The organism is Acuticoccus sp. I52.16.1 (assembly GCF_022865125.1).
Taxonomy (GTDB): domain Bacteria; phylum Pseudomonadota; class Alphaproteobacteria; order Rhizobiales; family Amorphaceae; genus Acuticoccus.
In genome coordinates, this window is sequence record NZ_CP094828.1 from 2,532,355 (window position 1) to 2,545,760 (window position 13,406).

The window sequence follows — 13,406 nt, forward strand, 5'->3', positions numbered from 1 at the left end:
ATTCCGAGCGCGAACCGCTCTAGAGGCGGCCTGCTGGGCCCATGTCAGGCGCAAGTTCTTCGACCTCGCCGCCGGCGGCAAGGCGCCGCTGGCCGAGGCCGCGCTGGAGCGGATCGGCGAACTCTACGAGATCGAGAAGCGGGTCCGAGGTTCACCGGCTCCCGAGCGCGAGCGGATCCGGCAAGCCGAGGCGGCGCCCAAGGTCGCCGCGCTGAAGACATGGCTGGAGCGCCAGCTCGCCCGCCTCCCGGCCAAGAGTGAGACCGCGAAGGCGATCCGCTATGCCCTGGCGCGGTGGCAGGCGCTCGAGCGATACCTCGGCGACGGACGCATCGAGATCGACAACAACGCCGCCGAGCGAGCCATCCGCCCGATCGCGCTCGGCCGCAAGAACTGGCTGTTCGCAGGTTCCGACAGGGGCGGCGAGCGCGCCGCCGGCATCCTGTCGCTCATCGAGACTGCCCGTCTCAACGGCCTCGACCCGGAGCGCTACCTGCGCGACGTTCTCACCCGCATCGCAGAACACCCGATCAACCGGATCACCGAACTCCTGCCCTGGAACATCGCTGAAACCGCCTGACCGGCCTCTCCGGACGGTTACGATCGCCGTGGACGGGGCGACCTCGAACCGCGTCGCGGCCTGCCGGCGGGACATTCCATCGTCGATGGCGCGAACCACGCGAAGGCGAAGATCGTCAGAGAGCAGCTTGGGCATCATGACTGGCCCCCCCCATCGCCAGCCATGATGCTGAATCAGACTTCCGCCGATTCGGGAATCCCACAGCGATTCATTCCGAGCGCGAACCGCTCTAGGGGATGAGCCTCTCGGTCAACTGGAGGACGAGAAGAAGTCCGCCGCTTTCATTATACGCTTTACTCGCCCGTCGGCCATTTCCAAGATCGTGTCGCAGATCGTTAGCGTCGATAGACGATGCGTGATGATGATTAGGGTGCGCGTCCCCACCAGCCCGCGTAATTCGTTCATGATCTGGGTCTCGGTATCAACGTCCAGCGCGCTCGTCGCTTCGTCAAGGAAGAGCACTGCCGGGTCGTTGTAAAGCGCGCGGGCGATCGCAAGACGTTGACGCTGGCCGCCCGACATGCGCCCGCCCCGTTCGCCGACATGCGCCTGAAGTCCGTTCGGATCCGCCGCAACGTAGGGCTCGAGCGCGGCGAGGCGGATGGCCTCGCGCACGCGGTCCATGTCTGGCTTGTCATGCCCGAAGGCGACATTGGCGGCGATCGTATCGTCGCTGATAAACACCGATTGGGCGACATAGCCGACCGACGTCCGCCACGCCGCGAGGGCTTGTGCATCGAGCGCCTTGCCGTCGACATCTAGAGCGCCGGAGGAGGGCTGGAGCAGGCCGAGCATCACGTCCATGAGGGTGGATTTCCCAGCTCCACTCGCTCCGACGATACCGATGCAGCTGTTGCGCGGCACGACAAGATTGACCCCCTGAAGGGCCGAGCGCTCAGCGTCGGGGTAGGAATAGGTGACGTCGGTGAGGGTGAACGTGCGAAAGCCCGCCACAGCCTGAACAAGCGCTTGCGGGACATAACCCTGCGGCGAGGAAGGCGCGGGGGTCCGGACTTCCTTGAGCACGTTGCGCACCACGGCCTCACCAGTGCGCATGCCTTGCAACGTCTGCAGCGCGAGCTGCACTCCCGGCAGGATACGGTAGCCGGCCAGCAGAAAGACAGCGGCCTTGGGCATCATGGCGGTGAGCGCCAGGGGAGACGTCAGTGCCATGATGATGACTACAACGATGATGCCGGCAAAGACGAACACCTCGACAATGGGCCGCGGCGCCACGCGCAGAAACTCCGCACGGGCTGCGATGTTGGCATAGTGGAAAACCAAGGACTGGTACTGCCGGACAGCGCTCTCCTCACTGCCGCGAAGCTTCATCTCCTTGTGCCCGGCAAAGATCTCGATCACCCGCGTAAACCGTTGCTCGTTGATTTCCCGCATCCGCTGACCGGCACGCTTCAACCGCCGGACGGTAATGAAATACATGGCTGTCGCGATAAGACCCAGGAGAAAGGCCGTACCGAGCGCCACCACGGCATCGACGAAAAGCATCATTGCGATAAGAAACACAATGATGGTGAGACGCGAGAACGCCTCGATCATCGGAAATATGAAGCGCTGAGCAGCTTGATTTGTTTCCCCCAGAACAAGATTGCCTAAAGCTCCCGAGTGGCGAGTGGCAAAGAATGCGTAGGGGCGGGAAAGTATGGTGCGCAGCATGTTCCGCGACAGCTCGGCTTGCGTTCCGTGCATCCACTTGAGACGCATGCGTTCCACCAGGAGGAATGACGTTTGCCCGACGATGATGAGGCCGGCCGCCACCACGCCGAGAACCACCAGAAAATCTCGTGGCGACGAGAACCCGAGCGAGCTGTAGACCTTTGCCAGTCGGCCGCCACTCACCGCCTGCTCGGGGCCCAGGGCCACCGCGACAAACGGCCCGATGGCCGCCACGCCGGCGGCCTGAGCTAGGCCCACGACCACATAAAGCCCGATGAGCACCCAGAAGGTGCGTCGCCGGCGTGGCGAGAGAACGGAAAGGAGGTCTGCAACGGTCTTCAGCACGTGTGAGGCGATCTCGCTATGTCGGTGACCCGGCGGCTTCGATGTATGGAGCAGTGTCATGCCGCAAATGTGGGCCGGGGATGGCTCACACCGGGCATTCAGAAGGTAAGGAAACGCGGACAAGACTTATCAGGTCAGATTACCACAAAGGGTCGTCGAACTTTCCTCACCCTTCGTGGGGTGCGCGCCTCTGCTCGTCGATCAGGCCGCGTATCGCGTTGAAATACCATAACTTATAGAGCGCGTAATCAAACCCGGCGCGGCCATCCAGAAGGCCTCGCTTGAGAAAGTAGGCGACGGCGAAATAGAAGAACGGATACCACCACCGATCAAGATTGGCATACTTGAACCGCTGACGCTTCGTTAGGTGTGCCGCAGAGCCAAGCCCCTGGTTGTGCAGCACTTCGTGGCGCCGTGCTTCCCACCGGGCATAGTCGATGTGGCGCGTAAAAAATCGGTCGAGGCCTCGAAAATCGCGATGATCGATCCGCGCCGCAATCTCCCCGGTAGGGCCGTCCAGGACCGGGTGCTCGTGGATCTCCATGTCGAGTGTGCTCCAGCCATCCTCCTCGATGCGCTCGAAAAGGCCGCGTCCGACGCGGATGAGCGCGAGCTTACGCTGGGGAACGCCATGCTTCAGTTCCCGCCCCATGAAATGGTTTGTGTAATTTATCCAGTAACCAGCCCTGTCACTGCCAGGAAGGGTGCGGGCAAGTTCGTCGCAAAAGGTCTCAGGGATCTGCTCGTCGGCATCGAGGAACAGCACCCAAGGTGCCGCGAGCCTCTCGTTGATGAGAATGTGATTGCGCTTCTTCGGATAGCGCCCGTTCCAGGCGAAAGGGATGAGGCGTGCGCCCATGTGCTTCGCAATCGCCGCTGTCTCGTCGGTGGAGCCTGAATCCACAACGACAACTTCGGCAAAGCGCGACAGACATCGAAGGCAACCTGGCAGGTTGCGCGCCTCGTTTCTGGTGGGGATGACGACGCTGACTGGAAGGACAGCGTTCATGGTTCGACCGCCCGCATCACCCGCCGCCCCACAACGCGCGCCGGGTTACCAGCGGCGATGGCCCCCGCCGGCACATCGCGCATCGCGACCGAGCGCGCGCCCAATACGGCCAGCTCGCCGACACTGACGTTCGGGCCCACGAAGGCATCGGCGCAGACCCATGCCCCGGCTCCGATGATGATCGGCGGCTTCAGAAGCGGCATCGCCGCATCGCGGAAATCATGTGTCCCGGCACAAAGGTGCGCCCCTTGAGAGATCGTCGCATCGGCGCCGATGGTGATTGGTCCCAGCGCGTACAGGATGGCACGATCACCGATACCTGCCCGATCGCCGATCGACAAGTTCCAGGGAATCGCGATTTTCACTGTCGGATGAATTTGCACGTTGTGTCCAACCCGCGCGCCGAACGCCTGCAGGAGCGCCGTGCGTACTGCCCATAACGGCCGTGGCGTCAGGCGGAAGAGCGGCTGGGCAAGGGCCCACAGAATACGACCGGCAAGTTCCGACCGTGTCCACTTCGAGGCGCGGCGGTTGGCAGTGATGTCCAGCGATGGCGGAGCACCGTTTGTTCGCGTCACGCTCGCCTCAGATTCGCAGCGGACGGTTGCCGGGATCCAGCACCGAGGAAAGACGCATGTCGGTGCGGTTCTCCACCATCCAGGCCCATGCCGTTTCGATCATGCGGTCAAGGCTCTCCCGCGGCTTCCAGTCGAGTTCGGCTGCGGCGAGATCGCCTGAAGCGGTCAGGGTTGGCGGATCGCCGGGTCGGCGCACTATCACTCTGCAGGGCACGGTGCGTCCGGTGATGCGCTCGGCCGCCTCCACCATCTCGCGCACCGAAGTGCCCTGCCCGCTCGCAAGGTTCCAGGTGCGCACCCGCCCTGGTTCGATCGCCTTCAGCGCCTTCTCATGGGCGCGGGCAAGATCGCAAACATGCACATAATCGCGCACACAAGTGCCGTCGGGGGTATCCCAGTCGTCGCCGAGAACCGAGAGATGAGGGATCTGTCCAGCCGCCGCCTGCAGGACCAGCGGCAGAAGGTGGGTCTCGGGATCATGCTCCTCGCCGATCTCCCCCTCCGGGTCCGATCCTGCGGCGTTGAAATAGCGCAGCACCGCCGCCCCTATTCCAAAGGCGGCGGTATGATCGGCAAGCATGTCCTCCACCATCAGCTTGGTGCGACCGTAAGGATTGATGGGGTTTTGGGGCGTTGTCTCGCGGATCGGAATTTCCTGGGCTATCCCGTAGGTTGCGCAGGTGGAGGAAAAGACGATCTTCTCCACCCCGACCATGCGCATCGCTTCCAGGAGCGCCAGAGAGCCGGCGACGTTTGTGCGGTAGTAAAGGTCGGGGCGATCGACCGATTCCCCGACATAGGCGAGCGCTGCAAAGTGCAGCACGGCCTCGATGCGTTCGGCACGCATGACCTCCACGAGACGCTCGGTATGGAACAGGTCACCGTGGTAGAAGGGGCCCCACTTCACGGCCCATCGGTGGCCGGTGCGCAGATTGTCATAGACGATCGGCTCGTGCCCTGCCGAAGCGAGAGCCTTGGCCGTGTGTGAGCCAACGAAGCCCGCTCCCCCAGTCACCAATACGCGCATCTCATCCCAACCCCTAATGGCCCGGCAGGAGCTTATAAAAGGCTTGCATGCATTAGACCACCAACGCACGTCATCCATCAGGACAAGCAGCCATGCCCCCGCGGATCCTCCGCGCAGAGCTTATCGGTTCACAGTCCCGGGGACGCGCATTGCGGCCATGCGCCGGGCATTCCGGTGGCCTGCAACCTGAAGGCTACTTGAACACAGGAAACCGTACCATCACGAAACCGTCAGCCGGCAGAGACGAAGATAGACTGAGCCGCCTACTGGTCGAGGGCCTTCAATTTCCATGGGCGGGGGACGTCCGCGACGGCTGCCGGGTCGCGGACGTCGACAGCCGCACTTTAAATTCACTCTACATGCAGTCAGTTCTATTGGCTGCAGCAATCATTGCGTAATCCTCCGAATAAACTTGCTCTATAGCCTTTAGGATTTCCGCATTCATCAACGATTCACGGGACGGAACAGATCTGCTTTCCTTCCAGCGTCGGCGGAGGATTTCAGAGGGCATCAGCTCCGCACCGTCTTCGACAAACTCTTGCGCAGATGTAGAATTTATCTTTTCTCTAAAGAATTTCTCGGCAACTTCTGCGGGAAATAATCGATAAGACGCCTCAGTAAGGTCAGCCAAATCCACTGCCGTATTGTAAAAAATCGGAGCAAGATGTCTGACCTGGGGCTTCACATGAGGATCTATGTATTTCCCTCTCCACTTGTTAAACGCAGCATAACCTTGTATATAACTAAACACAAAATCATTAAATGATAATTTCTCGGGGTTATTGCCTATTGATTTATGAACTGATTCCCATATATCAGAATTCCATTCTCTTATAATAAACTTATTCTTAAAAAGGGAGATCACCCTTTCAACAGGATTTCTGTAAACAAAAATTGAACAGCTTACAGTTTTTGTGTCATTAAAATTTTTCAGCAAGTGGTATTCCCTCAAAAAATCTATCTCCTTACCAGCCTCTAACCGAGATTTATGCTCTGATGTCTGGGCAATCATATGCTTAAATGATGAGCACCCATTTTTCCTGATGTATGTATACAAATATCGCACCCCTCCAATCTCGAACCAGAAGTGGGGCCCCCCTCCGAGGGGAATGCTACGCTGACGGATCACATCCCTTATGTTCTTCCTCGAAAGAAAAGACGCAATATCATTTATTTTCGGACGGTTGTCTAACCCTATCCCAAGCTTCAGGGACGGAGTTTCATCTTTTTGAAAAGTCACGCCTCGCATTCCCACTTCGGATTGGTTCCGAGAATCTCCACCCAGCGCCGCACCCACACCTCAGCCGAGTAAGCGGCGGCGAAGTTCCGCGATGCAACGCCGAACTCGGGCAGCCGCGCGTAAGTCGCGTCGATTGCGAGCAAGGCGCGGGCCAGGGCCTCGGCATCCCCCGTTGCCACGATGAAGCCATTGACGTGGTCGCGCACATTCTCCACCGCACTTCCGCAGGCCGAGGCTGCCACCACAGGAAGTCCCGCCGCGCATGCCTCAACCAGCGCCAGTGGCCACGGGTCGAAGCGGCTCGCCATCACGAAGCATCCCGCCGCAGCGAGTTCATCACGCATCTCCGAAGGCTGGCGGAAGCCGTGATCTGAGATGCCTTCCACCCCTTCGAGCAATTGGACGAGCTCGCCCTGTCCGCAGGTGACGAGTTCGAACGGCTCGGCCGCACCGGCACGGTAGAGCCGATAAGCCTCGACCAGAACGTCGAGGGCCTTCTCCTCGGCGTAGCGCCCAGCAAACAGGAAACGGCGCGGCCAGGGACCTTCGCTGCGCCGTTCGGCCACTCTCCCCAGTTCTTCGCAGTCCACCCCGTAGAGACCACGCGCGATCCGCGCCTCCGGCACCCCGAGCCGCACGGCATACTGGAAAGATCGCTCGCCGGTGACCACCACCCGGTCCATTCGCCTCAGATAACGCTGCAGCGCGAACCGGGCGAGACGCTGTCGCAAGTCGCCGCGCCAGGGCGTGTCCATCGTCATGATGAAGCGCATCCTGGCGAATTCGGCCCGCTCGGCGAGCGCCTTGTAGGTCGGGTTCATCCAACCCGGCACCACAATCACATTTGGCCGGTGAGCCGCTACGAGGGTGGCGATCTGCCCGATATTCTCGTGCTCGCCCGGCTCAAGAGCGTGCCAGTCGATGCCTGCCATCGTCTCGTGGGCAAAGCTGGTCGCATTCGATGAGCCGTAAGCGAGGACCTTCACCGCCACATCGGATCGCGCCGACAGGGCGCGCCAGCATGCGGCCATGTATCCGGAGATGTCGCTCCAGCAAAACACGACACGGAGCGGCTCGGCAGCAGTGCCGCTCTTCTCCCGCTCAGTCATTGATGGCCTTTCCTTCGCTTCGCCCGAAGCTACTCCTATTGCCTGCACCCCGCGGCGACAAGCGCTACCAGCACCGGCTCCGGGACCGGCGGGCGAGAACGAAGATGGGTATCGTGGCCGGGACGCCCGCCGGGACCTCCCCCGTTGCCTTCAGGACGGGACCGTGAGAGGGAGGATCAAGGGGACTTGGAGCCGGCCGGGACCGGGGCATGGATGAGCGCTGGAATCGTCTTTTCCGCCAACGACGCGGTACTCTCCTGGACGCTACCTTTTCTGACGAGCCTCAGGGCCCACAATCCCGATATTCCCCTTGCCCTCATTCCGTTCGACGCCGATTGCGAGGGCGTCTTGGACCTTGCCGGACGATTCGGGTTTACTGTCTTCGAGGACGAGAGCTTCGGACGCCTCGAGGCGATCGGCGCGCGCCTGGAACTTGGTCATTCCTCCTATGGCCCGCACTGGTTTCGCCGCTACGCCGCCTTCTGGGGGCCGTTCGAGCGGTTCGCCTATCTAGACGCGCGCCAAGTGATACTTGGCGATCTGACCGCCTTCGTGGAAGCGACCGCTACCTTCGGCATCGATCTTGCCTATTACGACACCGAACTCGACCAGGTCTACGCGCCCGGGCCAATGCGCACCCGTTTCCTGCGCGAGGGCGGCGCACGGGGCTTCAATTCCGGCCGCTGGGCCTCGCGCCGGGGCCTTTTCACGGTCGATGACTTCGAGACTCTGGTGGAGGCACAGATGACCGTGCGATCCGAACTCAATCCGCGCAATACGGACCAGGCGTTCATCAACCATGCCTGCGACGCCCACGGGGTAAGAATGGTGAAGATCTCTGACCTCCTGGGCGACACGGTCTCCTCAGGCTGGGCCCGCCAAAAAGGGCGCCCCTACCGCGACGAAGAGGGAGTGTGGCGACTGTGGGACCACGGCGGCAACGACCACAGGAAGCGTCTTCTCCTAATGCACTGGGCCGGCTACCAGGCAGGCGACCTTCTGCCAAACGGCCGGCTGCTCAGACATTTCGGCGGCCGCCTGCCCGTGCGCTGGAGCCGCCTCGCACGCAACTGCCTTGCTACGAACCGCACGATGCGCCGCCTGGCAGGACGACCGGAATGAGAAGCCTGAGGACGGCCTCGCGACCGGCCTATGCCCGCTATGCCGCCTCGAGCTTTTTTGCCCGCAGCCTTCACCTCGTGCGCAGCCGCCAACCGCATGGGGCCGACATCATCCTATTGGGCGGCTATCATGGCGAAAACAGCGGCGACTGGGCCATGGGCGAGGCCTTGATGGCACAAGCTCGGCGAAGCGGCCTCCCGGCGCGGCGGCTTGCCATGCGCGACGCCCCGCGCCTTGCCGAATCGACACGCTCCATCATCATCGGCGGTGGCGCCGTCGCAACCGCCGATGCGCTTCTCCCCGTCGCCGAGGCATGGTCGAAGCACCGCTTTAATGTGACCTTCGTCGGTACGGATTTCGCGTCCAATCTCCACGAGTTCGATCCGATGATCCGCGAGATGTGCCGCGCCGCCACCTCGATCGGTCTGCGCCACGCCGGTCAGCACGACCGCGTTCTTGAGTGGACCGGCAATAAAAACACCTATGTCCATTCCGACATCGCCTTCGCGCTGTCCCTTCGGGAGACAAGGCCGCGCGATGCGCAGTGTGTGGCGATCAACGTTCTGCCGGTCTTTCATATCCTGGAGGGACGCAGCTTCCGTCCTGGCAGCCCGCTTGAGGCACTCTATCGTAGACAAGGCTCACCTCTTGTAGACAGGATCGTCGCCGTGGCGAATGCCTATGTCGGCTTCGTAGCGGAGCTCTCGCACTCGATGCTGAAGCAAGGGAGGCAGGTGATGCACCTGCCGTTTGCACCTGAAGACGATTTATTCGCCCGCGCGATCCTGCCCAAGGGCGTTCGGTTCCGCTCATTTACCACGGACCTTTCCTCCCACGAGAAGATCATAGCAGGCTCGACCTTCCTGCTGCCGACGCGCTTCCATGCTCTCATCGCAGGAATGCGTACCCGAACGCCTTTCATCCCCCTCGCTTACGCAGGAAAGGCGCAAGCACTTCTTTCCGAATTCGGCATCCCATCGGAACTGGTCGTCGACCGCGACGTCCTCACTGCCGGACAGCCAGGTACCGGAACCGTGGAGATCTCAGCCCAAGCCCTCGAGGGGGCGCGTCAGTCAGCGATCGAAGCCGTAGCCCGCGCTATTGCCGAGGCCGAGCCCGCTCACCGATGAGGCTCGCCGCATTCGTCGATACCCGGCGCACGCTCCTGCCCTGCACCGGGGTAGGGCGGCACACCAATGGCGTTCTCCTTGCCCTTGCCGCACTGGGCAAAGACCATCTGACCCTCCTGACGGGGGCAGACCAGACGGAGTCGGATGGCCGCCTTCCTCAGAACGCTCCGTTGAGGGCGCTGCCTGCCGTCTGTGCGATGCGCTCGGCGCGGCGGACGGAGCAATGGGCCAAGGTGAGCGGACTTCCTCTCCTCGACCATGCGCTCCCCGCCGGGACCGATTGGATCTACTCCCCCCATGACATTCTCATTGCTTCGCGCAAGGCGCCCGTGGCGATCACCTTTCATGATGCACGCTTGTTCGAGCCTGACCTTTCCGCGCGAGGCGCCAAGGCGCACGCTCGCGACGCCTTCATGCGTTCCTGGATGCGCCGGGCCGCGGACAAGGCCCGCATCATCTTCACCGTCTCGGATTTCTCCAAGGCCCGCCTCGTCGCGCTGATGGGGCTCGATCCCGACAAGGTGGTGGCCGTCGGTAACGGGCTCGAGCCCCATGTCATTGCCCGTGCCGCCGCCCCTGCCGCCAGGCAAGCCGACACGGTGATCGTCCTCGGCGGGTTGCGGCGGCTGAAGGGTGGAGACGTGACGCTCGCCGTTGCAGAGCGCCTCCTCGCCGATGGGGCTGCAACCCATATCGTGTCGATCGGCGGCCCCGACGACCCGGAGCTTGCGGCCCGCGCCGCCGGCCTCCCCAACCTGACGCGCGCCGGCTTCCTGTCCGATTCCGACCTAGTGGAGGCGATGGCGGGAGCAGTAGCCCTTCTCTTCCCCTCCCGCTACGAAGGGTTCGGAATGCCCCCCATCGAGGCAATGGCGCTCGGCATCCCGGTGATCGCCGCTGACCGCGCCTCACTGCCCCAGATTGTGGAAGGCGCCGCCATCCTCATAGATCCCGATTCGAAGAACGCCGCCGAACAGGCGGTCGCGGCCCTCCACCGATTGCGCTATGACGAAACCTGGCGCGCGGATCTCGTTGCTCGCGGATATCGGGTCGCCCGCCAGCACACCTGGGAGTGCGTGGCAGAGCGCGTGCGCACCGCGCTCCTCGCCGCATCGTGAGAACAGCCCTTGGAACAACTTTCGAGCCTCATCAGTTTCGCCATCAGTCCGCTCGGCATCGCCTTTGCGGGGCTCGGTGGCCTCGTGCTCATGCAGGCTCGCGCCAATCCTCTCTTGCCGTGGCTTGCTCTTGGGAGTCTCGTCTTCGCTGCCTCGCTTAGCCGCTTTGTCAATGAGTGGTACCCAAACCCACCTTCCTTCTTTGGCCCGATCGACATGCTGGTTGGCAACGGGCGACCGCTGACGATCATCCTCCTCGCAATCATGGTGCTGATGCCTGTGCGCTATTTGCGCGCACCGGCTGGTCTTCCCCCCTTTGCCTTCGCCCTTCTCACCGCCCACCTCGTCATCGCCCTCAAGACATTTTCCGGCGGCTCGATAAGCTTTGCGCTCCTGTCGGCGGTGACAACGGGGCTCATTTTCTTCATCTTCTCTCAGGTCGGACCGCGCTGGATCGGGCAAGACGGCGATATCGACCGGGCGATCGTCGCCGTTGCTGCCGCGATCACCGCCTTCACAGCACTGAACGCGGTGCAGTATGTACTGGGACCGCAGGCGCTCGCTGTAGCGAACGGCCGTTTCAACGGCACCACCGGCAACCCACAGCACGCAGCGGCCTTCCTCGGGGCGGGCATTCCGGCGCTCGTCTATGTGGCGCTCACGCGCGGCTTCATTTGGAAGCTGGCGGCGCTCGGCACCGCCGCCGTCGCCGCCTATTTCCTGATGTGGACGGGTTCGCGCACAGGCCTTCTGATCGGCGCCGCGGCAACGATGCTGCTCCTGCGTCGCTCCGGCGCGGTCGCGATCGGCACCGGGGCTCTCGCCACTATCGCGGGCCTTTATGTCATTCTCACCACGCCACCAGGCGATTTTGCGCTCGATCGCCTCGTCTCGACCGAGAACACCCGGGGCGGTGTCTGGGCCGCATTGTGGCAATCCTTTCAAAACAATCCCCTGACCGGGATGAGCTTGACTGGCGACAGGCTCGGCTTTGGCGAGAGCAGTTGGCTTGCCATGGCGGCGACCACGGGGCTCCTCGGCTTGCTCCCGCTCCTTGCCAGCGGGGCCATGCTGCTCAAGATCGCGACCCAGCTGCTGCTTGGATCGGCGCCCACCCGCCGCGCCCAACTGCAGGGGGATTTCGCGGGGGGCGTCGTCGTCTCCCTTATCATAGGCAGCATCTTTGAGGCCTTCCTTCTCTCGGCCATGTCTGCCGCCACGATGCTCCTTCTCCTCGTCGGCATCATCGGCGTCAGGCGGCTCGACATAAACGCACGCACCAAATGCAGTGCGCGCCGGCCAGGGGCGCAGCCGCTTCCTGGAACGGCGCAGAGGAAGCGGCTATACCCGCCGCCGCGCCCGCTCGCACCACGGCCGCGCCCATGACCCTCTTCGTCGCCGACGGCATCGGCTCGCCCCGGTCGGGAGTGGCCACCGTGGTGCGCGAGCTCTCAACCGCCCTCGTTGGAGGCGGGGCCCCTGTGTCCATTCTCACGCGCGAGCGGGATGCTGTGCCCACGCTTGCGGGCGTCGAGGTTGCGACGGTGCGCTCCATCCCCGCTTTCGCCCGCGCAGTCTATGGCAGCCACGGTGTTCGGGTCGTCGCCGTGCACGGTTTCTGGGCCCCCTCCCTCGTCGCCGCCTCCGCCGCCGCTCTTGCCGCGCGTCGGCCTCTTCTCCTCAGCCCGCATGGCATGTTCTCTTCCTACTCCTTCGCCATGCGTGGCAGGCGCAAGCGCCTCCTCCTCGCCCTCGGGGGGCGCCACATCCTCCGCCGCACCACGGCTTTCCACGCCACCTGCGAAGCCGAGGCGAAGGAAATCCGAGCCCTCGGCCTGACCCAGCCGATCCACATCGTCCCAAACGGGGTCCACCTTCCCCCGTTACCCCTCCCGCCAAAATCGGTGCATGGACTTCGTACGCTCCTCTTCATGAGCCGTATCCATCCCAAAAAGGGCCTTTTCCTTCTCCTCGACGCCTTCGCTCCGCTTGCAGCAGCGCGGAAAGAATGGCGCCTCGTCATCGCCGGTCCCGACGAGAACGGCCATGCTGCAGAGGTCGCCGCGCGCGCCTCGCAGCTCGGCCTTGCCATCACCTTTCCAGGCCTGTTGGAAGGCGAGGCGAAGGCCCGCGCCCTTGCCGAGGCCGATCTCTTCGTCCTGCCCACCCACAACGAGAATTTCGGCCTCGTCATCGCCGAGGCTCTGGCCGCCGGCACTCCCGTCCTGACCACCACCGGAACGCCCTGGCAGAGCCTTTCCCAATGTGGGGCGGGTTGGTGGGTACCGCGCGAGCGGGAGGCCCTTGCCGCGGCGCTGGAAGAGGCAACCGCGCTGCCGCCCGAGACGCTCGCCGCCATGGGGGCACGCGGCCGCCGCCTCGTCGCCGAGAACTTCTCCTGGGACAGCGTCGCGGCTCACTACGCCGCCGCGCTGGAGGCGACGGTGCGGGCCGCCGCCGGGCGGGAGCATTGA

11 protein-coding genes and 1 pseudogene are annotated in these 13,406 nt (G+C 63.0%); 6 read left to right on the forward strand and 6 right to left on the reverse strand.

Going from position 1 to position 13,406, the window contains the following annotated elements:
* Positions 1–19: 19 nt before the first annotated feature.
* A pseudogene (locus MRB58_RS11445) lies at positions 20–580 on the forward strand (IS66 family transposase); the annotation flags it as partial.
* A gap of 249 nt (positions 581–829) precedes the next feature.
* Here MRB58_RS11445 and MRB58_RS11455 read toward each other — a convergent pair.
* The 6 genes from MRB58_RS11455 to MRB58_RS11480 form a co-directional block, all read right to left on the reverse strand.
* Positions 830–2,599 carry an ABC transporter ATP-binding protein gene (locus tag MRB58_RS11455; protein ID WP_244781823.1) on the reverse strand — a complete coding sequence of 590 codons (1,770 nt, stop codon included), beginning with the start codon at positions 2,597–2,599 and terminating at the stop codon, positions 830–832.
* A 166-nt stretch (positions 2,600–2,765) separates the two neighbouring features.
* Positions 2,766–3,608 (reverse strand): glycosyltransferase family 2 protein, encoded by an 843-nt coding sequence (locus MRB58_RS11460; RefSeq protein WP_244781824.1) that lies wholly within the window; start codon positions 3,606–3,608, stop codon positions 2,766–2,768.
* Positions 3,605–4,186 (reverse strand): putative colanic acid biosynthesis acetyltransferase, encoded by a 582-nt coding sequence (locus MRB58_RS11465; protein WP_244781825.1) that lies wholly within the window; start codon positions 4,184–4,186, stop codon positions 3,605–3,607. Before MRB58_RS11465 ends, MRB58_RS11460 begins: the two co-directional genes overlap by 4 nt.
* Positions 4,187–4,193: 7 nt before the next feature.
* On the reverse strand, positions 4,194–5,213 hold the full coding sequence (gene galE, locus MRB58_RS11470) for a UDP-glucose 4-epimerase GalE (protein WP_244781826.1): 1,020 nt from the start codon (positions 5,211–5,213) through the stop codon (positions 4,194–4,196).
* 355 nt (positions 5,214–5,568) lie between these two features.
* A complete protein-coding gene (locus tag MRB58_RS11475) occupies positions 5,569–6,453 on the reverse strand; it encodes a sulfotransferase family 2 domain-containing protein (protein ID WP_244781827.1) in 885 nt (294 codons plus the stop codon).
* Positions 6,450–7,562 carry a glycosyltransferase family 4 protein gene (locus MRB58_RS11480; RefSeq protein ID WP_244781828.1) on the reverse strand — a complete coding sequence of 371 codons (1,113 nt, stop codon included), beginning with the start codon at positions 7,560–7,562 and terminating at the stop codon, positions 6,450–6,452. The genes MRB58_RS11475 and MRB58_RS11480 overlap by 4 nt, the downstream gene beginning before the upstream one ends.
* Before the next feature lie 213 nt (positions 7,563–7,775).
* Between MRB58_RS11480 and MRB58_RS11485 the strand changes: the two genes are divergently transcribed.
* Genes MRB58_RS11485 through MRB58_RS11505 form a run of 5 tightly spaced genes read left to right on the forward strand, consistent with a single transcriptional unit; the run spans position 7,776 to position 13,406 of the window.
* Positions 7,776–8,684: a hypothetical protein gene (locus MRB58_RS11485; RefSeq protein ID WP_244781829.1), complete on the forward strand. Its 909-nt coding sequence runs from the start codon at positions 7,776–7,778 to the stop codon at positions 8,682–8,684.
* Positions 8,681–9,814, forward strand: a complete 1,134-nt coding sequence (locus tag MRB58_RS11490; RefSeq protein ID WP_244781830.1) for a polysaccharide pyruvyl transferase family protein — start codon at positions 8,681–8,683, stop codon at positions 9,812–9,814. Before MRB58_RS11485 ends, MRB58_RS11490 begins: the two co-directional genes overlap by 4 nt.
* Positions 9,811–10,932: a glycosyltransferase family 1 protein gene (locus MRB58_RS11495; protein WP_244781831.1), complete on the forward strand. Its 1,122-nt coding sequence runs from the start codon at positions 9,811–9,813 to the stop codon at positions 10,930–10,932. The genes MRB58_RS11490 and MRB58_RS11495 overlap by 4 nt, the downstream gene beginning before the upstream one ends.
* A gap of 9 nt (positions 10,933–10,941) precedes the next feature.
* The gene (locus MRB58_RS11500) at positions 10,942–12,318 is read left to right on the forward strand and encodes a hypothetical protein (protein ID WP_244781832.1); all 1,377 of its coding nucleotides are present in this window, start codon (positions 10,942–10,944) and stop codon (positions 12,316–12,318) included.
* On the forward strand, positions 12,315–13,406 hold the full coding sequence (locus tag MRB58_RS11505) for a glycosyltransferase (protein WP_256461726.1): 1,092 nt from the start codon (positions 12,315–12,317) through the stop codon (positions 13,404–13,406). The genes MRB58_RS11500 and MRB58_RS11505 overlap by 4 nt, the downstream gene beginning before the upstream one ends.

Coding starts and splice junctions, on each gene's coding strand:
- MRB58_RS11495 (WP_244781831.1), top strand. CDS start 9,811: ATGAGGCTCGCCGCATTCGTCGATACCCGGCGCACGCTCCTGCCCTGC.
- MRB58_RS11485 (WP_244781829.1), top strand. CDS start 7,776: ATGAGCGCTGGAATCGTCTTTTCCGCCAACGACGCGGTACTCTCCTGG.
- MRB58_RS11480 (WP_244781828.1), bottom strand. CDS start 7,562: ATGACTGAGCGGGAGAAGAGCGGCACTGCTGCCGAGCCGCTCCGTGTC.
- MRB58_RS11505 (WP_256461726.1), top strand. CDS start 12,315: ATGACCCTCTTCGTCGCCGACGGCATCGGCTCGCCCCGGTCGGGAGTG.
- MRB58_RS11490 (WP_244781830.1), top strand. CDS start 8,681: ATGAGAAGCCTGAGGACGGCCTCGCGACCGGCCTATGCCCGCTATGCC.
- galE (WP_244781826.1), bottom strand. CDS start 5,213: ATGCGCGTATTGGTGACTGGGGGAGCGGGCTTCGTTGGCTCACACACG.
- MRB58_RS11460 (WP_244781824.1), bottom strand. CDS start 3,608: ATGAACGCTGTCCTTCCAGTCAGCGTCGTCATCCCCACCAGAAACGAG.